This window comes from Streptomyces sp. WAC 01529 (assembly GCF_003945545.1).
Classification (GTDB): Bacteria; Actinomycetota; Actinomycetes; order Streptomycetales; family Streptomycetaceae; genus Streptomyces; species Streptomyces anatolicus.
This window is the reverse complement of record NZ_CP029617.1, coordinates 1,955,085-1,978,277: the sequence shown is the minus strand read 5'-3', so window position 1 is coordinate 1,978,277 and position 23,193 is coordinate 1,955,085. Positions and strand designations below refer to the sequence as shown.

Below are 23,193 nucleotides of genomic sequence, written 5' to 3'. Positions count from 1 at the left end.
TTGCGTCACTCGCAACCGTCATTACGGTTCGGCCGCTTATCCCAATGGGTCTAGACCGCCTATGCCCTGTGTGACCACAATCGCTCCCACCAATCGGAACCTGGAGGGGGCCGGCATGAAGCGACGTGTCACCGCGGCTGTTTCTATCGCCATGAGTCTCGGACTGACCGCCACGGCGTGTGGCGGCGACGACGGCGACGAGGGCGGCAAGGCCACCGACGGCAAGGGCAAGACCCTCACCGTATGGATCATGGAGGGCACCAACCCCGACGCGCGGCCCTTCTTCAAGGAGGCCGGGGAGGCCTTCGAGAAGAAGACCGGCGCCAAGATCAAGGTCGAGTACCAGCAGTGGGCCACCGCCCAGAAGAAGTTCACGACCGCCATCGAGGGCGGTCCCGACCAGGTGCCCGACGTGGCGGAGGTCGGCACGACCTGGGTGCCGCAGTTCGCCAGGACGGACGCGCTCATCGACGTCACCGACGAGGTGAAGAAGTCGGGGCTCGGCGACGACCTGGTCGAGGGCCTGAAGGACGCGGGCACGCTCGACGGCAAGCAGTACGGCATGCCCTGGTACGCGGGCGTCCGCTCGCTCGTCTACCGCAAGGACCTCTTCGCCAAGCACGACATCAAGCCCCCCACCACGTGGCAGGAGCTGCGGACGGCCGCGAAGACGCTCAAGGAGAAGGAGCCGAACCTGGTCGCCTTCCCGGTGGCGGGTGGCGCGGAGATGTTCGCGGCCCCCTTCGTGTGGGGCGCGGGCGGCGAACTGGCCACCGAGTCCGGCGGGAAGTGGAAGTCCGGCATCAACTCGCCCGAGGCCGTCAAGGGCATCGAGTTCTACACGGACCTCGCCACCAAGGACAAGGTCTCCCCGGCCAAGGTCAGCACCTGGACGGAGAAGGAGGTCGGCGAGGCCTGGAACAAGAGCCAGATCGGGATGGCCATCGGCGGCAACTGGACCCCGAAGGCGATCGTCGACAAGAACCCGTCCCTCAAGGGCAAGCTCGGCGCGGTCCCCATCCCGGGCCAGAACGGCGGCATGAGCAAGTCCTTCCTCGGCGGCTCCTATCTGTCCACGTTCGACACGGACAAGAAGGACCTCGCCTGGGAGTTCGTGAAGATGCTCACCACCGGTGAGTTCGCCGCCAAGTGGGCCGAGCAGACGAACTACTTCCCCGGCCAGAACTCCGAGCTGAAGAAGATCGCGGCGAAGAAGGACCCGCTGGTCGAGCCGTTCGCCAAGCAGATGCTGGAGGCCGGTGCCACGGTCCCCAAGACCAAGGCGTACGGCGAGATCCAGGCCTCCAAGGTCATCCCGCGCATGGTCCAGTCGATCCTCACCGGCAAGTCGTCCGTCCAGGAAGCAGCCGACAAGGCCGCCAAGGACATGGACGCGATCTTCGCCAAGGACAACTGAACGAGGACTGGTTCGGCACTGTGAAGGACGCGACTGTGAAGGACGCGAGTGTCGTGAAGGACACGCTCGTCGACGGCGGACCGAAGGCCCCCGCCCGCCGCGGCCCCCCGCGGCCCGACGGCGGCGCCGAGGCCGCCCGCCGCCGCAAGAGACTGACCACTCTCACCCGCCCCTGGCTCCTGCTCGCCCCCTCCCTCGTGGTCCTCGCGGGCCTCCTGCTCTGGCCGCTCATCCAGGTCGGCAAGCTCTCCCTCCAGGACTACGAGGTCAAATTCGGCGGCGGCGTAGGGACGTTCACCGGCTTCGACCACTACAGCGACCTGCTCACCGGCGAGCTGCTGTGGAAGACCGTCCTGCCCAACACCGTCTTCTTCGCCGTCGCCTGCGTCGGCCTGACCGTCGCCCTCGGCACGCTGGTGGCGCTGCTCCTCAACCGCCTCGGGCCGACCTGGCGGCTGATCTGCTCCATCGCGATCCTCGCCGCCTGGGCCATGCCGGCGGTGACGGGAACGTACGTATGGATCTGGCTCTTCCAGCCGCAGGACGGCATGGCGAGCCAGCTCGCGGGCTCCCTCGGCCTGATCGACCCGGAGACCACCAACTGGTTCACCGAGCGCGGCCCGTTCTACGCCATCGCCACCCTCAACGTCATCCACCACGGCTTCCCGTTCGTCGCCATCACCGTCCTCGCCGGACTGATGACGATCCCCAAGGAGCTGTACGAGGCCGGGGAGCTGGACGGCGCCAACGCCTGGCAGCGGTTCTGGAACATCACCGTGCCGACGATCAAGCCCGTCTTCCTGGTGGTGACCATCCTCTCCACCATCTGGGACTTCAAGGTCTTCACCCAGATCTATCTGATGCCGGGCGGCGACGGCTCCAACCCGGACGTCTACAACCTCGGCGTCTACTCCTACATCGAGGCGTTCGCCAAGAACGACTACGGCGCGGGCGCCGCGGCCGCGGTGCTGCTCACCGTGCTGCTGCTGATCATCACCGTCGTCTACATCCGTACGCTCTTCCGGCAGGGGGAGGAGGAACTGTGACCGCCCGCAACCGCACCACCCTCGCGAGCCGCATCGGCCTACCGGTCGCCGTCGCCGCGCTCCTCGTCTTCACCCTCTTCCCCGTCTACTGGATGATCTCCACCGCGCTCGACCCGAAGGCGCTCACCCGCGGCTCGGACGTGCTGCCCAGCGGCCTCAGCCTCGAACACTTCACGTTCGTCTTCGAGAAGGGCAACTTCGGTACGTATCTGCTGAACTCGGCGCTCGTCGGCCTCGCCACGATCGTCGCGGCCGGGGTCCTCTCGCTCTTCGCGGCCATCGCGGTGGCCCGCTTCAAGTTCCGCTTCCGCACCTCCGTACTGATCATGATCCTGATCGTGCAGATGGTGCCGCTGGAGGCGCTGGTCATCCCGCTCTTCATCCAGATGCGGGACTACGACATGCTCAACTCCCTGCTCGGGCTGAGCATCGTCTACATCGCGCTCTCGCTGCCCTTCGCGATCTGGACGCTGCGCGGCTTCGTCGCCACCGTGCCGAAGGAGGTCGAGGAGGCCGCGTACATCGACGGGGCGTCCTGGCCGCGCATGTTCTGGTCGGTGCTGCTGCCGCTGGTCGCGCCGGGGCTCGTCGCCACCTCGATCTTCGCCTTCATCACGGCGTGGAACGAGTTCGTCTTCGCGTACACCTTCATGAAGGGCAGCGACAAGTACACGGCCGCCGTCGGGATCTACCAGTTCTTCGGGGAGAACTCGACCTCCTGGGGTCCGGTCATGGCCAGCTCCACGCTGGTCACGGTGCCGGTGATGATCTTCTTCGTGATCGTGCACCGGAAGCTGGGCTCGGGCCTCGCGGCGGGCGCGGTCAAGGGCTGACGGCGGGCTCGGTCACGGGCTGCCGGCCGCCTCTATTGACTAAAAGTCAAAACGGCGCCACTCTCGACCTCCCGAACCCACCCCGGGAGGTCGAGTGAGCGCCGAGACACGGGCAGCGCGGGAGCGGCTGAGCGCCGAGCTGCGCGACGAACCACCCTCATCCTTCGACCAGTTGACGCCCGACCGGCTCACCGTGCTGGCCGACGCCCTGGAGCGGCAGCGCGCGAGCCGGGCCGCCGGACTGACCGAAGCCGCCGAGGAGGCACTGAAACTCGTGCCCGCCCTCGCCCGCGGCCCCGTACGCCGGATCCTCTTCCGATAGCCGAGGCGAGCGAGGAGTCAGCATGGACAAGCTGCGCGCCAGGGCCGAGACCCTCAAGACCGCCCGCCTCCTGGACGTCGAGCCCGACACGCTCGCCTTCCTCCAGGCACTGCCCGTCGACGACGTACGCCGCTTCCGCGCCCAGTGCGTCGCGGCCCTCCACGACCGGGCACCCGACATGCTCGACCGGATCGCGGCCGCGACCAAGCTCGTACCCGCCGGGGTGGCCGCCGCCATCTCGCAGAAGGCGCTCGGCCCGCGCCTCGCCGCCGCCGTCGCCGGACGGCTCGAACCGGCCCGCGCCGCCGACATCATCGAGAAGCTGCCCGTCTCCTTCACCGCCGAGTCCTGCGGCCACCTCGACCCCCGCCGCATCCCGGGGATCGTCGGCCGGCTCGACGAGAACCTCGTCGTCCGCATCGCGGTGGCACTCGCCGAGCGCCGCGACCACCTCACGATGGGCCGCTTCGTCGGCCACCTGCCCGACTCCGCGCTGCGCCGCATCCTGCCGCAGGTCGACGACGCCGCCGTGCTGAGGACGGGCTTCGCGATCGAGGAACCGGAACGGCTCGGCCGGATCATCGAGCTGATGGGCCCCGACCGCCTCGCCTCCGTGATCGGCTCCGCCTCCGAGGCCGGACTGTGGCCCGAGGCGCTGGCCGTCGCGGGCATGGTGATGGGGGAGCAGCGGGGCCGCATCGCCTCGCTCGCCGCCGCGCAGCCCGAGGACCGGCTCGACTCCCTGGTCGCCACGGTGGCGGAGCAGGACCTGTGGGAGTCCCTGCTGCCGCTGGTCGCGCTCCTGAGCGAGGAGGAGCGCAGGGCGGTCGCGGCGCTGCCCTCGCTGCGGGGTGCGGAGGTCCTCGGCGGGGTCGTGCGGGCGGTGGTGGCCACCGGCCTGTGGGCGGAGTTCCTGCCCCTCGTGGGCGCGCTGCCGGACGGATCCCGCAAGGTCGTCGCGGGCGCGGCGGGGGCGCTGCCCGCCTCCGACCTGGACGCGCTCGCCCTGGAGGTCGACAAGCGGAACCTGTGGGAGCTGGTCATGCCGCTGGTCGAGCTGATGGACGACGAGGCCAAGACGCGGATCTTCGAACTCCCGGCGTTCCAGCGGCAGGCGGGGGAGTAGCCCGCCTGCTGGCGCGGGTCAGCGGTGGCTCAGCCGACCATGCGGTGGCGCAGTTTCAGGATGGTGGCCGGGTCGAGGCCGAGGCCCTTGGCCAGATAGCCGTGGAGGCCGCCGTACCGCTCGGTCGCCTCGGCGAGGGCCGCGTCGAGGTAGTCGGTCCGTACCTCTTGCAGCGGGATGATCAGGTCCGGGTTCCGCATCATCCCGCTCTGCCTCAGCGCCTCGCGCAGCCTCGCGTCATGGGCGGCGCGGTAGGTGTTGGAGGCCAGGTAGTCGCCGACGGCCGTCCTGTCCGGCACGCCGACCAGCCGCAGCAGCAGATACGTCGTCCAGCCGGTGCGGTCCTTGCCCGCGGTGCAGTGGTAGAGCAGCGGGGAGCGGCTCTCCGCGATGTCGCGCAGGGTCGCGGCGAACCCCGCGCGATTGGCGTCGTCGGTGACGAAGGTGCGGTACACCTCCCGCATGAAGGCGGCCGCCCTGCCGCCGCCCAGCATCTCCTCCTGCTTGACCGGGTCCCGGGAGCCGATCGCGCTGACGAGCTGGGTGAACAGGCCGTTGTCGGTGATCGGCCTGGAGGTGGGGGCGAGCCCGGCGGGCAGCCGGTCGGGGCCGTCGTACGCCACCTCGGCGGGCACGCGGAAGTCGATGACCTTCGTCAGACCGAGCCGGGAGAGGGTGCCGAGGTCGGCGTCGGTGAGCTTGCCGAGGGCGTCGGCGCGGTAGGCCCGGCCGTGCCGGACCCGCTCGCCGTCGTAGGTCCGGTATCCGCCGACGTCGCGTACGTTGACCGCGCCCTGGAGCGGGAGGTGACGGACGGTGTCCAGCGGGTGAGCGGCGTACGTGGCGTACGTGGCGTACGCGGGGGGCGCGGGGGACGCGGCGGCTTCGGAGGGGGCCGCCCAGGCGGGCAGGGTGCCCAGGGCGAGCGCGAAGGCCGCCAGTCCGGTGGCGGTACGGGTACGAGGGACGCGCATCGGTCCTCCCACACATCGGGACCCAACCAAGCGATTGTTTGGCAGAAGGTAGCGAGGTGACCTTGAGAGTGGAAGGGCCAAGGCCGGGAGGGGTCGGGAGGGGCCGAGAGGGGGCGGGAACAAGGGGGCGCGCGATCGTGTTAGGCTTTATGTGTTGCAGTTTTGGTACCCATGAACTTTGTGTGCGCCTGACGGGAGTGCTCCGAGGGCGCATTAATTGTTTTTCCGGTTCTCTCCGGTATGGGGTCAATGCAGCGCTGGAGAATCACAATTCCGTGGCTCTCCATACTCTGCCCCTGTTGAGGAGATTGACATGGCAACCGGCACCGTTAAGTGGTTCAACTCGGAAAAGGGCTTCGGCTTCATCGAGCAGGACGGCGGCGGCCCCGACGTCTTCGCCCACTACTCGAACATCGCGTCCTCCGGCTTCCGTGAGCTCGTCGAGGGCCAGAAGGTCTCCTTCGAGGTGACCCAGGGCCAGAAGGGCCTGCAGGCCGAGAACATCGTTCCTGCCTGATCGTCGCAGCGCGCGAACCTCACAGCCGAGGCCCGCACCGGAAGGTGCGGGCCTCGGCTTGCGCTGTCATCGGGCCCTAGGGGCCCAGAGCCGCACCGAAGGCTCAGAGGTCCCGGAAAGTCCAGCGACCAGGAAGGCATTACTGCATGAACAACTCCGACCGCCCCGCACGTCCCGCCCGCAAGCGGCCCGCCAACGCAGCCGGTAAGGGCAGGCCGAGCAGCGGCCAGGCGAACGGCTCGGCGAGGGGCCAGGCGAACGGCGCGGGCCGGGGCCAGGCGAACGGCGCGGGCAGGGGCCCGGCGAAGGGCTCCGCGCACTCCGCGAAGAAGCCCGGAAGCCGTAAGCCGAAGCCGGCGCAGGGCGGGGAGTTCGCGCTGCCCGAGAGCCTCACCCCGGCGCTGCCCGCCGTCGAGGCCTTCGGCGACCTGGACATGCCCGAGGCCCTCCTGAAGACGCTGGCCGCCCAGGGCGTCACCGCCCCCTTCCCGATCCAGGCCGCCACCCTTCCCAACTCCCTCGCCGGGCGCGACATCCTCGGGCGCGGCCGCACCGGCTCCGGCAAGACGCTCGCCTTCGGCCTCGCGCTCCTCGCCCGCACCGCCGGGCAGCGCGCCGAGTCGAAGTCGCCGCTCGCCATGGTCCTGGTCCCCACGCGCGAGCTGGCCCAGCAGGTGACGGACGCCCTGACGCCGTACGCCACCTCAGTCAACCTCCGCATGGCCACGGTCGTCGGCGGCATGTCGATCACCAAGCAGTCGGGCACGCTCCGCCGCGGCGCCGAGATCCTGGTGGCCACCCCCGGCCGTCTCAAGGACCTGATCGAGCGCGGCGACTGCGACCTCTCGCGGGTGCGTACGACCGTCCTCGACGAGGCCGACCAGATGGCCGACATGGGCTTCATGCCGCAGGTCACCGCGCTGCTCAAGCAGGTCGAGCGGGGCGGCCAGACCATGCTGTTCTCCGCGACGCTCGACAAGAACATCGACCGGCTGGTCCGGATGTTCCTCAGCGACCCCGTCGTGCACTCCGTCGACCCGTCCGCGGGCGCGGTGACGACGATGGAGCACCACGTGCTCTACGTCGCCGACGAGACGGACAAGAAGGCCGTCGCCATGCGGATCGCCGCCCGCGAGGGCCGCGTGATCATGTTCCTGGACACCAAGCGCGCGGTGGACCGCTTCACCAAGCGGCTCCTCGCCAACGGCGTACGCGCCTCCGGCCTGCACGGCGGCCGCTCCCAGCCGCAGCGCAACCGCACGCTCGACCAGTTCAAGACCGGCCAGGTCACCGCGCTGGTCGCCACGAACGTCGCGGCGCGCGGCATCCACGTCGACGACCTCGACCTGGTCGTGAACATCGACCCGCCCGCCGACCACAAGGACTACCTCCACCGCGGCGGGCGTACCGCGCGGGCGGGGGAGTCCGGCAGCGTCGTCACGCTCGTGCTTCCCGAGGAGAAGCGGGACATGACGCGGCTGATGTCCGACGCGGAGATCCAGCCCCGGGCGGTGCGGGTCTCCTCCTCGGACGAGGAGTTGGTGCGGATCACCGGGGCGCGGGAGCCGTCCGGGGTGCCGGTCGTCATCGACACGCCTGCGCCGCAGCAGCCCGCTGGGGCCTCGCGGCGGCCTCGGCGGTCCCGGGGCGGGGCGCCCCAGGGGCGTCGTCGCCGGGCTGCGTAGTCCTTCGGCTTTCCCGCCGTGGGGGGTCTTCGCCGCTTCGCGGCGGGGGCTTCCCCACCCACCCACCCGTCACCCCGCGTTGAAAGTTGGAAGTAAGGAGCGCCCCCTATGGCCCCGGAGCGCGAGACCCTCGCGTTGATACCGCTCGAAGGCGCCCCCGCCGGCCTCCGCGCCGACTGCGGCAGCTGCTTCGGGCTCTGTTGCGTGGCCCTCGCCTTCTCCGCGTCCTCCGACTTCGCCGTGGACAAGGACGCCGGCAAGCCCTGCGCCAACCTCCGGGCGGACTCCCGCTGCGGTATCCACCGCGACCTACGGGACAAGGGCTTCCGGGGCTGCACCGTCTACGACTGCTTCGGCGCGGGCCAGCACGTCTCCCAGAACACCTTCGGCGGGCGCGACTGGCGCAAGGATCCGGCCACCGCCAAGCAGATGTTCGAGGTCTTCCCGATCATGCGGCAACTCCACGAACTGCTCTGGTACCTGACCGAGGCGCTCACGCTTCCGCAGACGAAGCCGATCCGCTCCGACCTCAGAAAGGCCCTGGCCAGGACCGAGGAGCTGACGCGGGGCGCCCCCGAGACCGTCGTCGAGACCGACGTCGCCGCCCACCGCCAGGACGTCAACACCCTCCTCCTGCGCACCAGCGAACTCGTGCGCAAGGGCAGCGGCGGCAAGAAGAAGGACCGCCGGGGAGCGGACCTCTTCGGCGCCCGGCTCAAGGGCGCCGACCTCAAGGGCGCCAACCTCCGCGGCGCCTACCTCATCGCAGCCGACCTGCGCGACGCCGACCTGCGCACGGCCGATCTCATCGGCGCGGACCTGCGCGACGCGGACCTGCGCGGCGCCGACCTCACCGGCGCGCTCTTCCTCACGCAGTCGCAGGTGAACGCGGCCAGGGGAGACGAGCGCACGAAGCTGTCCGGCTCTCTCGCCCGCCCCGGACACTGGACGACCGCCCAGGACCGGTGAAGCGCGCCCCCGCCGGCCGCCGGCCGTCAAGCGCTAGGCGTCGCACTCCAGGACCGTCCGGCACAGCGTGCACCGCGCCCGTACGCGCCCCCGCGCCGGGACGCGGATCCGCTGGTGGCAGGTGGGGCAGGGGAAGGTGACCCGCAGCGTGCCGCCGTCGAGGGAGAAGGAGTAGGGGCCGCCCGCCGCGACCGCGCCGCCGTGGTCGAGGGCGTACCGCCGGTCCTTCGCGTACCGCCGCTTGCCCACCCAGCCGGCCGCCGTCAGCGGCGGCTGCTGCGCGTCGCGGCGCGCCTGGGCCAGCCCCTTCGTGTACGCCGTGTACGCCTGCGCGCTGGTGAACCACGTCTCCGGGGCCTCGCCGAAGGCCAGCGCCCGCTTGGCCAGTACGTAACCGAACTCCTCCGGCGTGAGGTAGCCGAGCTTCTGGGAGGAGGCGCCGTCCTCGCGGTAGGCGTCCAGGAGCAGCCAGCCCGCGCCCAGGTAGGCGGCGGCGGTGTCGGTGAGGATCTCGTTGTCGCGGGTGCCGGGGAAGGAGAGGTCGAGCCGGTGCAGATACACGTGCATCACCTCGTGGGCGAGCGCCGCGCCGATGTCCCGCCGATGGGTGCGGAAGCGGTCGTTCAGCTCGATGAAGTACTCGGGCCCCGCCGCCAGTTCGACGTACGCGGCATGCTCCATCTCGCGGAAGCTGACGATCACGCGCGCGTCGGGCAGCCGCAGGTGGCGCACCATTTCGCGGGCCACCCGCTGCACGCCCGGATAGAGGTCGTCCTGGTCGCCGAAGGCCACGTCCGCGGGGGCGACGCTGGTGTCGAAGGTGTGGACGGTGTCGTACGAAAGGCGTTTGTAGAGCGCGGTGAGAGCGGCGCGCACGGTCTCCAGATGGGGGTAGCCGTGCACCACAGGACCGCCGCCGACCGTCACGCCCGTACCTCCTGATGTCAGCCATCGGTACACCGTGAATCACCTCCACTGTACGGGGGCTGCCGTGCCGGGAACGGCCCGTGGCGGACGCCGTGGCCGGAAACCGCCCCTTGTCCTGAGCGGACGCCGATCTCCATAATCCGCAGCAACGCTTTGTCGGGCTCATGCCAGCCGGGTGTCCTACCGGTGTGGTCGGCAGGGGTCCTTCGCGCGCGCTTCCTCAGTAACCCCCCACGAAGGGAAGACAATTGAAGACCAAGCTGCGTGGAGCCAAGAGAGCCGCCACCCTCGGTGCGATCGCGCTCGCCGCTCTCAGCCTTCAGCCGGTGGCCGCGGCCGCCGCTCCCGACCCCGGCCCCCAGCCGGGCGAGCGCGTCGTCGGGGGTACCCCCGCCAAGCAGGGTGAGTTCCCGTTCATGGTCCGTCTGTCGATGGGCTGCGGCGGCTCTCTGTACGCCAAGGACATCGTGCTGACCGCCGCCCACTGCGTGGACGGCTCCGGCAACAACACGAGCATCACCGCCACCGCCGGCGTCGTGGACCTGAGGAGCTCCTCCGCGATCAAGGTCAAGTCCACCAAGGTCCTCCAGGCCCCCGGCTACAACGGCAAGGGCAAGGACTGGGCGCTCATCAAGCTGGCGAAGCCGATCGACCTGCCCACGCTGAAGATCGCCAAGGACACCCGGTACAACAACGGCGACTTCACCGTCGCCGGCTGGGGCGCCGCCAGGGAAGGCGGCGCGCAGCAGCGCTACCTCCTGAAGGCGACCGTCCCGTTCGTCAGCGACGCCCAGTGCAAGGCCGCGTACGGCAACGAGCTGACGCCCGCCGAGGAGATATGCGCCGGCCGGCTCGCCGAGGGCGGCGTCGACACCTGCCAGGGCGACTCGGGCGGGCCCATGTTCCGCAAGGACGACGCCGGTGCGTACATCCAGGTCGGCATCGTGAGCTGGGGCAACGGCTGTGCGCGGCCGCAGTTCCCCGGTGTCTACACCGAGGTGTCGACATTCGCCGCGGACATCGAGAAGGCGGCGGCGGGGCTGTGACGTCCTGACGCTTGGTCCGCTGTGGCGGGGTGCCCTCGTGGGTGCCCCGCTTCGGCGTGTCCGGCACGGGCCGCCGCCCGGCGGTAAGTCCAACACCTGTCCCTCCTTTGTCCATAGGCGCGTCCGCCCGGCCCGGCGCATCGTGATCGGCACCGATTCCGTCCCATGGAGGGGTGCCGCATGCCGCTGCCAGACACATCCGGGCCGAGCCGCAGAGCCGTCGTCGCCACCGGTGCGCTCGCCGGGGTGGGAGCCGCCATCGGAGTGGGCTCCAGCGCGTACGCCGGGGAGACTTCGGCCAAGCCCCTTCCGGCCGAAGTGGTCCTGCGCTCACGCGCGTTGGACGTCCGCGTCGCCACCGCGTTCCCGCGCGTCGTCTCCTACACCGACCGCGCGAGCGGCGCGCTCCTGTACGGCAGGCCGGACGCCGCCACCGCCGTCACCCCCGTCCTCATCGACGAGACCGAGCACACCCCGCGGGTCACCGCGTCGGCGGGCGGCTCCCGCATCACGTACGTACTCACCTTCGACGGCGGCACCCGCATCGACGTCGAGATCGCGGTCGAGGGCCACCGGGTCCACTGGCGCGTCACGAGGATCGCCGACACCGACACGCTGCGCGTCGGCACCCTGCGGATCCCCGGCCTCGCCCTGCTCTCCGTACGCGACGACCAGCCCGGCGCCGCACTCCTCGCCGCGAAGGTGCAGCTCGACAAGGCCAAGAGCGGCGACACCCTGGTCCGGCCGGGCAAGGACACGCCCGCCGAGGCGCCCGTGGGATGCGCGTACGCCGTCGTCGCGCACGACACGCTCGGCGGGGCGATCGAGACGAACACCGGCTACGACAAGCCCACCTCCCAGGCGGGCACCACCTGGGAGAACGGCCGCCTGTGGCGCGAGACCGTGAAGAGCGGCGACCACGTAGAGGCCCGGTTGACGCCGGGGCAGTGGACCCACCGCGCCGCGACCGCGCCCGTCGACGCCACCGAGCCCCTGCCGTACGCCACCGTCGTGATCACCGGCGACCGCAACGGCGACGGCAAGGTCGACTGGCAGGACGCCGCGATCGCCTTCCGCGACATCATGGTCGACCCCCTCGGCGCCGACGAGCAGCATCTGCGGGTCGTCCCGCACATCCCCTTCAACTTCGCCTCACAGGCCACCAACCCGTTCCTCGCCACCCTCGACGACGTCAAGCGGATCCACCTGGCCACCGACGGGCTGCGCCAGTACACGCTCCTCAAGGGCTACCAGTCCGAGGGCCACGACTCCGCCCACCCCGACTACGCGGGCAACTACAACACCCGCGCGGGCGGCCTCGACGACCTCAACACCCTCGTCCGCGAGGGCGGCAAGTGGCACAGCGACTTCGGCGTGCACGTCAACGCCACCGAGTCCTACCCCGTCGCCCACGCCTTCTCCGAGAAGCTCGTCGACAAGGACAACGAGCAGTGGGACTGGCTCGACCAGAGCTACCGCATCGACCAGCGCCGCGACCTGGTCTCCGGAGACATCATCAAACGCTTCGCCGACCTGCGCGCCCAGACCGGCCGCGGCCTGAACACCCTCTACATCGACGTGTTCCGCGAGTCCGGCTGGACCTCCGACCGCCTCCAGCGGGCCCTGCGCGCACAGGGCTGGACCGTCACCACCGAGTGGGGCCACGGCCTCGAACGCTCCGCCGTCTGGGCGCACTGGGCGACCGAGACCGACTACGGCGGCGACACCTCGCGCGGCATCAACTCCCGCCTGATCCGCTTCGTCCGCAACCACCAGAAGGACGTCTTCGCCGACAAGTGGCCCACCCTCCTCGGCATCGCCCGCATGGGCAACTTCGAGGGCTGGGTCGGCAAGACCGACTGGCACGCCTTCTACGAGCTGATCTGGACCCACTCGCTGCCCGCCAAGTACCTCCAGGCGTACCCCATCAAGACCTGGGGCGACCACGAGATCACCTTCTCCGGTCCCACGAGGACGACCGTCTCCGACGCCTCCGCAGGCAAGCGGCGCATCACCACCGACGGACGCGTCGTCTACGAAGACGGCCGCTACCTCCTGCCCTGGGAGCCCCGCGAGGCCACCGACCCCGCCAAGCTGTACCACTACAACCCGACCGGCGGCACCAGCACCTGGCGGCTCCCGCGCGCGTGGGCGGGCCGCTCCCGCATCGCCCTTTACCGGCTCACCGACCAGGGGCGCGTCTTCGAGTCGTACGTCTCCGTGGCGGGCGGAGAAGTCACCGTCGAGGCCGAGCCGAAGCAGCCCTACGTCCTCTACCGCGAGCGCGCCGCCGCCCTGCCGGACCCGAAGTGGGGCCAGGGGACCCCGCTGCACGACCCCGGCTTCCACTCCGGCTCCCTGAAGGGCTGGAAGGTCAGCGGGCCCGCCACCGTGCGGCTCAGCGCGCTCGGCGACCACGAGCTGGTCATCGGCGCGGGCGCCGCCGCCTCCGTGGGACAGCGCCTCGCCCGCCTCAAGGCCGGCACGTACGCCGCCTCCGTGCAGGTCGAGGTCGGCGAGAAGGCGGGGGAGCGGCGCAGGGCCTCCCTGGAGGTGCGCACCGCCGACGGCGTCACCGCGGCCAACCACACGGAGACGTCCACCGCGGTCAACTACGTCGCCGCCGACCGCAAGCACGGCACCCGCTTCCAGCGCATGTTCACGTACTTCACCGTCCCCGAGGGCGGCGGCACCGCCGAGCTGACGCTGCGCGCCGAGGCGGGCCACGCGCGCGTGCGCTTCGACAACGTACGCGTCGTCGCGGCCCACCCCGTCAAGCGGCCCCGCGGCACCCTCGTACACGAGGACTTCGAGCACGTCCCCCAGGGCTGGGGGCCCTTCGTGAAGGGCGACTCGGGCGGCGCCACCGACCCGCGCACCCACATCGCCCAGCGCCACGCCCCGTACACCCAGCGCGGCTGGAACGGCAAGGCGATCGACGACGTCATCGACGGCACCGAATCGCTGAAGTCGCGCGGCGAGAACACCGGCCTCGTCTACCGGACCGTCCCGCACACCGTCCGCTTCACGCCGGGCAGGCGCTACCGCGTCTCCTTCCGCTACGAGAACGAGAAGGCGGGCCAGTACGCCTGGATCACCGCGGTCGACACCCCCGCGCCCCGCGAGACGGACCGCAAGGAGCTGCCCGTCGCCACCGACCCGACCACTCTCACCTACGAGTTCACGGCGCCCGCCGAGGGGGAGGCCTGGGTCGGTCTGCGCAAGACCGGCGACGACGGCACGGCGGAGTTCGTGCTCGACGCGTTCGAGGTGACCGAGGTCTGAGGTGCTCGGGGGGCGGCCTCAGGACAGGGTGATCTCTGCCCCGGCCGTCCCCTCCAGCTCCAGGACCCACACCTCGTTGCCGCCCTCCCGCAGCACGGGACCCGGCACGTACAGCGTGCGCTGCGGGCCCATCGACCAGTAGCGGCCCAGGTTGAAGCCGTTCAGCCAGACGAAGCCCCTGGTCCAGCCCGGGAGTTCGAGGGTGGCGTCGCCGGGGGCGGTGATCTCGACCGTGCCCCGGTACAGGCCGGGGCGGCCCCGCGCGGCGCCGGTCGCGGGGACCTCCCGTACCGCCGACGGCGCGTCGAACGCGTCGAGCCGCAGCCCGCGCGCCCGTACCCCGTGCAAGTACTGCCGCTCGTGCAGGATCCCGCCCGTGATCCCCTTCGGCTCGCCCGTGCGCGGCCCGTAGTTGACCCGGCCCAGCGACTCCACCCACAGCTCCACGCGCGCGTGCCCGGTCACGGGCGCCGCAAGGACGGGCTCGTCCTCGGTCAGGACACCGGCCCGCTCCCCGTCCACGTACACCACCGCCAGATCGCGCAGCCCTCGCACGCTCAGCGGATACGGCTCGCGCGGGCCCGGCACCGAGACGGTGTAGCGCACCAAGCCGCGGTCCACGTCGAGCTGTTCGAAGGTGGGCGGCACGGCGTATTCCGCTTCTGGGGTGCCCAGGTGCTCCAGGACCGTGTCCAGCGGGGACCAGTCGGTGAGGGCCGCCGACGCGGAGGCGCCGAGGACCGGCGGGGGAGCGGGCGGCTCGGGCGGCGGTTCGGACGCGTACTTAGCCAGGACCTCACGGAAGCGCCAGAACTTCGCCGTCGGGCGACCGGTCTCGTCGATCGGCGCGTCATAGTCGTACGAAGTGACGTCCGGCTCCAGCGGCCCGTCGTGCAGAGCGCCGCCACCGCGGTTCGCGCCCGCCCAGCCCGCGAAGTTCGTCCCGCCGTGCGCCATGTATATGTTCACCGACGCCCCGCACTCCAGGATCTCCCGCAGCGCCGCCGCCGCGTCGTCGGCGTCCCGTACGACGTGTTCCGCGCCCCAGTGGTCGAACCAGCCGCACCAGAACTCCATGCACATCAGCGGCCCCTCGGGGCGGTGCGCCCGCAGCGTCCCGAAGCCGGCGCGCGCCCCCGAGCCGAAGTTGGCCGTCGCCAGGACGCCCGGGATCGAACCGCCGGTCAGCATGTGGTCCTCGGGGCCGTCCGAGGTGAACAGCGGCACCCGCACCCCTTCGGCGCGCAGGAGGTCGGCCAGGTGGCGCAGGTACAGCTGGTCCGAGCCGTAACTGCCGTACTCGTTCTCGACCTGCACCATGATCACGGGTCCGCCGTGCGGGGCGTCTGAGGCCGGGCTACCTGAGTCCGGGTCTCCTGAGTCCGGGCCGCCGGTATCCGGGCTGGCTGTCTCCGGAACCCCGTACTGGCGGGGCACGACCTCCCGCAGCACCCGCCGGAACCAGCGCTCCACATGCCCCAGGTACTCCGTGTCGCGGGTGCGCACACGCGTCCCCAGCGCGCCCGTCAGCCAGTGCGGCAGCCCGCCGTTCTCCCACTCCGCGCAGATGTAGGGGCCCGGGCGGACGATGGCCCACAGGCCCGCCTCGCACGCCGCGTCCAGGAAACGGCCGAGCGCCGACACATCACGGAACGCGCCGGGACGCGGCTCGTGCAGATTCCACGGCACGTACGTCTCCACGCAGTTGAGCCCCATCGCCCGCAGCATCGCCAGACGGTGCCCCCACTGCGCCTCGTGCACCCGGAAGTAGTGCAGCGCCCCCGACAGCAACCGCACCGGCCGCCCGTCCAGCTCGAAATCGTCCTCGCCGACCCTGAACCCGTCCATCGCGTCCCTCCCGTTCACCTGCCGCCCGTTCACGATCACCTCTGGCGGGGCGCGGGGTCCATGGACAAAGATCGGGTCCGGTTGGACGCAACGATCGACGGTAGGGATCATGAACTACGGCGTGAGGGAACCGGAGCGGCTCGGAGAGACCAAGCTGCCGGACGGCCGACTGCTCGGCTGGGCGGAGTGGGGGCCGGCCGACGGCACCCCGGTCCTGTTCTGTCCGGGGGCGGCGACCAGCAGGTGGCTCGGCTTCGGCGGCGATGTCGTCGACGCGGCGGGTGTCCGACTGATCAGCGTGGACCGGCCGGGTCTAGGCGCCTCCGACCCGGCCCCCGGCCGGACGCTGACCGACTGGGCCACCGACATCCGGCACCTCATCCAGGAGCGGGCTCTCGGCACGCCACTGGTGGTCGGGTTCTCCCAAGGGGCTCCATTCGCTCTCGCGCTGGCGGCGCATGGTCTGGTGGACGCGGTCGCCGTGGTGTCCGGCAGCGACGAACTGGCCCATCCCCGCTTCGCCCACTCGCTGAACCCGCAGGTGCGGGGCATGGTGGACGCCGTCACGGCCGACCCCGACACCGCCGAGGCCTCCTTCGCCGACTTCGGCAGCGCGGACACCCTCTGGGACCTGATCACCACGACGAGCCCCGACACGGACTTGGCGGTCTACACCGACCCCGTCTTCCAGCACGCCTTCCGCCGCGCGATGGACGAGGCATTCACCCAGGGCCCCGCGGGTTACGCCCGCGACACCGCCCTGGCGATGAACCGCTGGCCGTTCGACCCCGCCGACCTCACCGTCCCGGTCGACCTCTGGTACGGCGGAAAGGACACCAGCCCGACCCACTCCCCGGACCTGGGCGAATCACTCACCCGAACCCTCCCGAACGCGACCCGCCACCTGCTCCCCACCGCCGGCGGCTCCTTGCTCTGGACCCACGCGGAACCCATCCTGCGCAGGTTGCTGGCCCACATCCGGTGAGGAGGGCGGAGGAGGGGCGCAGGCTCACGCCACACGTCGAACCCGGCCCGCAAGGGGAACCCGCACCACCTCCAAGGGGAACCGAACCCGCAAGGGAACCCGCACCGAAAGGGGCACGCGGATGTACCACACGTGGATGCGGTATTTCACTCCCAGCCCGGTCCACCACCGGCTCGGTCTGGTCTGTCTCGGCGTCGGGCTCCAGCACGGCCTCCTGCCGACCGTCGGGCCCCGCACCCTCGACCACCACGTCGCCGTCGTCATCAGCGCGGGCGGCGGCTGGTTCCGCGGGCCCGACGGCAGACGTACGGCGGTGACCGCGCCCGCCCTCATCTGGCTCACCCCGGGCGTGCGCCACCACTACGGGCCCGACCCCGACACCGGCTGGGACGAGTGCTTCGTCGACTTCACGGGCCCCGCCACCACCACGTACACCGAACTCGGCTACATCGAACCCGCCCGTCCCGTCGTGCCGCTCTCCGACGCCGCCGGTGCCCGCGCCGCCGTCGGCCGCATCGCCCGCGCCGCCCGCCGCGGCAACCCCCTCCTCGAAGTCGAGACCGGCGCCGCCGTCCACGAACTGCTCGTCGCCCTGCGCCGCGCCCGCGCCGACATCGCCCCCGACGGCGACCCCGTCCTCCAGGCCCTGGCCCGCGACGCCTTCCGGCACCTGTCCGTCGCCGAACACGCCGCCCGGCACGGCATGACCCCCGCCGAACTGCGCACCGCCGTACGGCGCGGCGCCGGATGCAGCCCCAAGGACTACCTCCTCGGCATCCGCCTCGGCCGCGCCAAGGAACTCCTCGCCGCCACCGAACTGCCCGTCGCCGCCGTCGCCCGCCGCGTCGGCTACGACGACCCCGCCTACTTCTCCCGCCTCTTCACCCGCCGCGTCGGCACCGCCCCCGTCCGCTTCCGCCAACAACAGGGCCGCGCCGTCCCCGGCGGCTGGTCGCAGCAGATACCGGACCCCGACCACCCGCCGATCCTGCGCTCCTCCGAGGCGGGCGGCCCCGGACCGGCAACGTAGGCTCATGGCCCATGAACACCAGCCACACCAGTGACGCGAACGGCGTCCCCGCCCCCGACGCGAGCGCGTCCCCCGCCTCCGACGAGGCCGTGCGCGCCGAACTGGCCCGTCTGCGCGACAGCATCGACAACATCGACGCCGCCGTCGTCCACATGCTCGCCGAGCGCTTCAAATGCACCCAGCAGGTCGGCCACCTCAAGGCCAACCACCACCTGCCGCCCGCCGACCCGGCCCGCGAGGCCCGCCAGATCGCCCGCCTGCGCCAGCTCGCCGAGAACGCCAAGCTCGACCCCGCCTTCGCCGAGAAGCTCCTCACCTTCATCATCGCCGAGGTGATCCGCCACCACGAGACGATCGCCAAGTCCTCCTAGAGGCAGCCCGGGCCCGACAGGCGGGGCGCGGAGATCTTCGTCCTACACCGCGACCGCCGCCATCGGGCAGCATGGCCCCATGCCCGCACTGACGCGCGACGAAGCGCAGACCCGAGCCCAGCTCATCGACGTCCACCGGTACACCGTCGAGCTCGACCTGACCCACGCGACGGACCCGGACGGCGAGACCTTCGACTCGCGTACCGCCATCCGGTTCAGCGCCCGCGCCGACGGCGCCACCTTCGTCGAGCTGAACCCCGCAGAACTGCGCTCCGCCACCCTCGACGGGCAGCCCCTGGACCCCGCCGCCCTCGTCGGCAACCGCCTCGCGCTCGACGGGCTCACCGCGGGCGAACACGAACTGCGCGTGGACGCCGCGATGCGCTACTCCCGCACCGGCGAGGGCATGCACCGCTTCACCGACCCCAGCGACGGCGAGACGTACACGTACAGCCAGATGTTCATGGAGAACGTGCAGCGCGTCTTCCCCGCCTTCGACCAGCCCGACCTCAAGGCCGCCTTCGACCTGACCGTCACCGCCCCCGAAGGCTGGACCGTCCTCGCCAACGGCATCACCGAACACCTCGGCGGCACCTGGCGGGCCGCCACCACCCCCCTCATCTCCACCTACCTCGTCGCCGTCGCCGCCGGCCCCTACCACTCGGTGCGCACCGAACACCGTGGGCTGCCCTTCGGCATCCACTGCCGCCGCTCACTCGCGCCCTTCATGGACGCCGACGCCGACGAGATCCTCGACATCACCCGCGCCTGCTTCGACCGCTTCCACGAGAAGTTCGACGAGCCCTACCCCTTCGACTCCTACGACCAGGCGTTCGTCCCCGAGTTCAACGAGGGCGCAATGGAGAACCCCGGGCTCGTCACCTTCCGCGACGAATACGTCTTCCGCTCCGCCGTCACCGACACTGAGCGGCAGTCCCGCGCCATGACCATCGCCCACGAGATGGCCCACATGTGGTTCGGCGACCTCGTCACCCTCAGGTGGTGGGACGACATCTGGCTCAACGAGTCCTTCGCCGAGTACATGGGCTTCCAGACCACCGCCGAGACGAGCGCCGGGGCCGCCCGCTCCATGGACCCGTGGACCGCCTTCGGCATCGCCCGCAAGACCTGGGGATACGACGCCGACCAGCGCCCCTCCACCCACCCGGTCGCCCCCGACCCCGACGCCGTCCCCGACACCGCGTCCGCGCTGCTCAACTTCGACGGCATCTCCTACGCCAAGGGCGCCGGCGCCCTGCGCCAGCTCGTCGCCTGGCTCGGCGAGAAGGACTTCCTCGCCGGCATCAACACCCACATCGCCCGGCACAAGTTCGCCAACGCCACCCTCGACGACTTCATCGACTCCCTCGCCCACGCCACCGACCGCGACGTGCACGCCTGGGCCAAGGCCTGGCTGCGCACCACCGGCGTCGACACCCTCACCTCGAAGGTCCTGCACGCCGGACGCGAGTGGACCCTCACCCTCGACCGCGACACCGACACCCACGGAGGCGGCCGCCCCCACCGCGTCGCCATCGGCGTCTACGACCGCGACCTCTCCGGCGGCCCCGGACTCGTCCTGCGCGAGCGCTACGAGACCGACATCCCCGCCACCGAAACCGCCCCGCCCCGCGACGGCGGCCGCCCCGCCCTGATCGTCCCCAACGACCAGGACCTCACCTACGCCAAGATCCGCCTCGACGACACCTCCCGGGAGACCGCGCTGCGCGGCCTCTCCGGCGTCCCGGACGCCCTGACCCGCGCCGTCCTGTGGAACAGCCTGCGCGACATGGTCCGCGACGGCGAACTCGACTGCGGCTCCTATCTGACGGCGGCCCTCACCCACCTCCCCGGGGAGAGCGACCTCGCCCTCGTCCAAGGCGTACTCGCCTTCGCCACCGCCCACATCGCCGACCGCTACACCGGCCCCGACGAGCGGCCCGCCGCCCTCGCCGCCCTCGGCGAACTCTGCCGCGACCTGATCCGGCGCACCGAGGACGGCTCCCACCCCGGCCTGCGCCTGACCGCCGTCCGCGCCGCCATCGACGTCGCCACCCAGCCCGCCCCCTCCAGGTGTGGCTGACCGAAGGCACGGTGCCCGGCGGGCCCGAACTCGACCCCGAGCTGCGCTGGCGCATCCTCGCCCGGCTCGCCGTGCTCGACGCCACCGACGAGGCCGCCATCGCCGCCGAACTGGCCAGGGACCCCAGCGCCACCGGTCGGGAAGGCGCCGCCCGCTGCCGGGCCTCGCTGCCCGACGCCGCCGCCAAGAGGGCCGCGTGGGAGGCGATGTTCGCCTCCGACGACCTGTCCAACTACCTCCTCAAGGCCACCGCACAGGGCTTCTGGCAGCCCGAACAGACCGACCTCCTCCAGGAGTACGTCCCGCGCTACTACGAGGACGCCGTCGCCGTCGCCGCCCGGCGCGGGCCCGCCGTCGCCGACGTCGTGGGCCGATGGGCCTTCCCCGCGCCCCTCGTGGCCGCCGAGACGCTCCGACTGGGCGAGCGGTGCCTGCGCGACGCGGACCCCATCCCCGCGCTGCGCCGCAAGTTCATCGACCAACTCGACGACCTGGCCAGGGCGTTGCGGGTACGGCAGGGCGCGGGCAAGGGCTGACGGAGGTCCGCGGGCGTAGGTCCCGAGGCCTACGCCCCCCGGCCCCGCCCCTGGTCCCAAACGACGATTCGGGCCCCGGCGGTACCGGCCTAGGCTCGATCAAGAGCCGGGCCGGAACCCCTCGGCACGGCCGCCACCAGGACCGTAAGGAGCCCCCGTGATCGTCGTCACCGGAGCCACCGGAAACGTGGGCCGCGCCCTCGTCGACCAACTCGCCGCCGAACAAGCCCCCGTACGCGGCCTGATCCGCTCCCCGGAGCGCGCGGGCCTCCCCGCCGCCGCCCAGGCGGCCCGCCTCGACCTCTCCGGCGACACGCCCGAACCGGCCGACCTCGCCCCGCTGTTCGACGGCGCCACCGGCCTCTTCCTGCACCTCCGGGCCGTCGGCGCGCACACCCCCGCCCTCCTTGACGCGGCCCGCGCGGGCGGCGTCCAGCACGTCACCGTCCTCTCCTCGGGCATCGTCCAGGACGGCGCCGACACCAGCCACCCCCTCTACACCGCGCACGCCGAACTCGAGGCGAGCGTGGCGCGCAGCGGCCTCGACCACACCTTCCTGCGCCCCAACGCCTTCGCCACCAACTCCCTCCAGTGGGCGCCCCAGATCCGCGTCGGCGACACCGTCCGCGGCCCGTTCCCCGGCGCCGTCACCGCCCCCATCCACGAGGCCGACATAGCGGCCGTCGCCGCCCGCACCTTCCTCGACGACGGCCACCAAGGCGCCGTCCACCGCCTCACCGGACCCGAGGCCCTCACCACCGAGGAGCAGATCCACCTCATCGGCGCCGCCCTCGGCCGCACCCTGCGCTTCATCGACATACCCCCCGAGGAAGTCGGCCCCGACCTCTTCCCGCACGTACCGCCGCAGATGCTCCCCGCCCTCCTCGCCTCCTTCGCCGAATCCGTCGGCGTCGCACCGGAGATCACCACCACCGTCGAGACCGTCACCGGCAAGCCCGCCCGCACGTTCGCGCAGTGGGCGCGGGACCACCAGGACGACTTCCGCCCCTGACCCTCCGCTTCCGCCCCGGCCTCCGCTTCCGCCCCCGGCCTCCGCCGCGCGGGGGAGGCGGATCATGCGCCGGGCGGATCCCCGCGCGCCACGGGTCCACCACAGTGGTCCCATGGCAACCGTGCTGCGGCCGACGAAGGTCCACCCGTGACGATCTGGCTCATGTCGTTCCCGGCGTTCACCTGTCTGCTGGCCCTGTTCGCCCTGGTGGAGAGCGTGTGGCGATGGTTCACGGGTCTTGGCCTGATCCCGTGGCTGCGCAGGCGCACAGGGCGATCGCTCTCCAACATCGCCTTCGACGAATTCACGGCGGTCGTGAACGGCAACAAGACGGTGGAGCTGGAGCAGCGGCGGGTGGAACTGCTGCGGCGGGACGATGAGAGCGACGGCGCGCCGCCGCGCTCCCGCGTCGACCTGACCAATGGCGTGGCGTTCGTCGTGATGCCGCGGGAAGCCCGCGGTTCGGGCGCCGACAGGCGCGATGGCCGTGAGGCGCGACGGTGAGACGCCGACCGGAGGAAGCGGGAGCGGGAACAGAGCAGTCCGCCGCACTGTGGGGACGTATCGCGTGCCTCTGGGCCACCGCGTTCGCCGGGCTCCACTTCTACTGGGCCCTCGGCGGCGACACGGCGCTCAGCGTCTCCGCGGGACCCCTCGCCGACGAGCGGCCGCTCTGGTTCGTCCTGGCCGGTCTGTGGGGGGTGGGCGCGCTCTGCCTCCTCGGCGCCTCGCTGGCATGGCTGCTCGCCACACCCAGGCTGCGGGGCGGTCCCGCCCTGGCGGCGAGAGGGCTGGGGTGGGGCATCAGCGCGCTCCTGCTGGTCCGGGGCATCGGCGTCGAGGTGCTGCTGCTGACCGACACCGCACAGCTGGACGCCTCGGTGAGCGCCGGGCAGCGGGCCTGGACGCTGGCCCTGTGGAACCCCTGGTTCATCGCCGGAGGCCTGGCCTTCGGCCTCGCCACCCTCCGCTCCCGCGAACCGTCGCCGCCCCAGGTCCCGGACGCCCGCCGACCCACACCAGAAGGCGACCACCACCCACACCAGAAGGTGACCACCACCCACACGCGACCTGATCCGCCGCACAGGCCCTAGCACCCCACCCCACCCCCACACGTTTTCTCCGCACGGCAGTACCACTTTCGGGTTCGGTTCGCCGAAGTATTCGGGCACGCCGCCCAA

General features: G+C 71.5%; 19 protein-coding genes and 1 pseudogene. 17 read left to right on the top strand and 3 right to left on the bottom strand.

Annotated elements, in window-relative coordinates; genetic code table 11:
- Positions 1-151 precede the first annotated feature (151 nt).
- The 5 genes from DMA15_RS08955 (at position 152) to DMA15_RS08935 (ending at position 4,744) form a co-directional block, all read left to right on the top strand.
- Positions 152-1,417: a sugar ABC transporter substrate-binding protein gene (locus DMA15_RS08955; RefSeq protein WP_240659721.1), complete on the top strand. Its 1,266-nt coding sequence runs from the start codon at positions 152-154 to the stop codon at positions 1,415-1,417.
- Positions 1,418-1,452: 35 nt separating this feature from the next.
- The gene (locus DMA15_RS08950) at positions 1,453-2,463 is read left to right on the top strand and encodes a sugar ABC transporter permease (RefSeq protein ID WP_240659720.1); all 1,011 of its coding nucleotides are present in this window, start codon (positions 1,453-1,455) and stop codon (positions 2,461-2,463) included.
- Positions 2,460-3,296 (top strand): carbohydrate ABC transporter permease, encoded by an 837-nt coding sequence (locus DMA15_RS08945; protein ID WP_125512234.1) that lies wholly within the window; start codon positions 2,460-2,462, stop codon positions 3,294-3,296. The genes DMA15_RS08950 and DMA15_RS08945 overlap by 4 nt, the downstream gene beginning before the upstream one ends.
- A gap of 94 nt (positions 3,297-3,390) precedes the next feature.
- Positions 3,391-3,618, top strand: a complete 228-nt coding sequence (locus DMA15_RS08940) for a hypothetical protein (RefSeq protein ID WP_125512233.1) — start codon at positions 3,391-3,393, stop codon at positions 3,616-3,618.
- A gap of 22 nt (positions 3,619-3,640) precedes the next feature.
- Positions 3,641-4,744 (top strand): hypothetical protein, encoded by a 1,104-nt coding sequence (locus DMA15_RS08935; protein WP_125512231.1) that lies wholly within the window; start codon positions 3,641-3,643, stop codon positions 4,742-4,744.
- 29 nt (positions 4,745-4,773) lie between these two features.
- Here DMA15_RS08935 and DMA15_RS08930 read toward each other — a convergent pair whose 3' ends face one another.
- Positions 4,774-5,718 carry a tyrosine-protein phosphatase gene (locus DMA15_RS08930; protein WP_125512230.1) on the bottom strand — a complete coding sequence of 315 codons (945 nt, stop codon included), beginning with the start codon at positions 5,716-5,718 and terminating at the stop codon, positions 4,774-4,776.
- A 313-nt stretch (positions 5,719-6,031) separates the two neighbouring features.
- On the opposite strand from DMA15_RS08930, the gene DMA15_RS08925 reads away from it, so the two are divergent.
- The 3 genes from DMA15_RS08925 (at position 6,032) to DMA15_RS08915 (ending at position 8,889) form a co-directional block, all read left to right on the top strand.
- Positions 6,032-6,235, top strand: a complete 204-nt coding sequence (locus tag DMA15_RS08925) for a cold-shock protein (protein WP_055556530.1) — start codon at positions 6,032-6,034, stop codon at positions 6,233-6,235.
- Between the two features lie 146 nt (positions 6,236-6,381).
- Positions 6,382-7,920 carry a DEAD/DEAH box helicase gene (locus DMA15_RS08920; RefSeq protein ID WP_125512228.1) on the top strand — a complete coding sequence of 513 codons (1,539 nt, stop codon included), beginning with the start codon at positions 6,382-6,384 and terminating at the stop codon, positions 7,918-7,920.
- 108 nt (positions 7,921-8,028) lie between these two features.
- Positions 8,029-8,889 carry a pentapeptide repeat-containing protein gene (locus DMA15_RS08915; RefSeq protein WP_125512226.1) on the top strand — a complete coding sequence of 287 codons (861 nt, stop codon included), beginning with the start codon at positions 8,029-8,031 and terminating at the stop codon, positions 8,887-8,889.
- Between the two features lie 33 nt (positions 8,890-8,922).
- Here the strand turns inward: DMA15_RS08915 and DMA15_RS08910 are convergent, their stop codons facing one another.
- Positions 8,923-9,816 carry a hypothetical protein gene (locus DMA15_RS08910; protein WP_125512224.1) on the bottom strand — a complete coding sequence of 298 codons (894 nt, stop codon included), beginning with the start codon at positions 9,814-9,816 and terminating at the stop codon, positions 8,923-8,925.
- Between the two features lie 248 nt (positions 9,817-10,064).
- Here DMA15_RS08910 and DMA15_RS08905 point away from each other — a divergent pair, with 248 nt between their 5' ends.
- Positions 10,065-10,862, top strand: a complete 798-nt coding sequence (locus DMA15_RS08905; RefSeq protein WP_125512222.1) for a serine protease — start codon at positions 10,065-10,067, stop codon at positions 10,860-10,862.
- Between the two features lie 180 nt (positions 10,863-11,042).
- Entirely contained in the window at positions 11,043-14,147 is a 3,105-nt protein-coding gene (locus DMA15_RS08900; RefSeq protein WP_125512221.1) for an endo-alpha-N-acetylgalactosaminidase family protein, read from the top strand.
- A gap of 18 nt (positions 14,148-14,165) precedes the next feature.
- On the opposite strand, the gene DMA15_RS08895 is transcribed toward DMA15_RS08900, so the two are convergent.
- A complete protein-coding gene (locus DMA15_RS08895) occupies positions 14,166-15,995 on the bottom strand; it encodes a beta-galactosidase (RefSeq protein WP_125512219.1) in 1,830 nt (609 codons plus the stop codon).
- Between the two features lie 109 nt (positions 15,996-16,104).
- Here DMA15_RS08895 and DMA15_RS08890 point away from each other — a divergent pair, with 109 nt between their 5' ends.
- The 7 genes and pseudogenes from DMA15_RS08890 to DMA15_RS08860 all read left to right on the top strand — a co-directional run bounded on the left by DMA15_RS08890 (position 16,105) and on the right by DMA15_RS08860 (position 23,106).
- A complete protein-coding gene (locus DMA15_RS08890) occupies positions 16,105-16,980 on the top strand; it encodes an alpha/beta hydrolase (RefSeq protein WP_125512218.1) in 876 nt (291 codons plus the stop codon).
- A gap of 121 nt (positions 16,981-17,101) precedes the next feature.
- Positions 17,102-18,010 carry an AraC family transcriptional regulator gene (locus DMA15_RS08885; protein WP_125512217.1) on the top strand — a complete coding sequence of 303 codons (909 nt, stop codon included), beginning with the start codon at positions 17,102-17,104 and terminating at the stop codon, positions 18,008-18,010.
- Positions 18,011-18,021: 11 nt separating this feature from the next.
- Complete coding sequence (locus DMA15_RS08880) at positions 18,022-18,381, top strand: chorismate mutase (protein ID WP_240659719.1); 360 nt, start codon at positions 18,022-18,024, stop codon at positions 18,379-18,381.
- A gap of 79 nt (positions 18,382-18,460) precedes the next feature.
- A pseudogene (pepN, locus tag DMA15_RS08875) lies at positions 18,461-21,000 on the top strand (aminopeptidase N).
- Between the two features lie 157 nt (positions 21,001-21,157).
- Positions 21,158-22,012, top strand: coding sequence for an NAD(P)H-binding protein (locus tag DMA15_RS08870; RefSeq protein ID WP_125512215.1), 855 nt, complete (start codon positions 21,158-21,160; stop codon positions 22,010-22,012).
- 147 nt (positions 22,013-22,159) lie between these two features.
- Positions 22,160-22,516, top strand: a complete 357-nt coding sequence (locus DMA15_RS08865) for a DUF6191 domain-containing protein (RefSeq protein ID WP_125512213.1) — start codon at positions 22,160-22,162, stop codon at positions 22,514-22,516.
- Complete coding sequence (locus tag DMA15_RS08860; RefSeq protein WP_125512211.1) at positions 22,513-23,106, top strand: DUF3995 domain-containing protein; 594 nt, start codon at positions 22,513-22,515, stop codon at positions 23,104-23,106. Before DMA15_RS08865 ends, DMA15_RS08860 begins: the two co-directional genes overlap by 4 nt.
- The last annotated feature ends 87 nt before the right edge of the window (positions 23,107-23,193 follow it).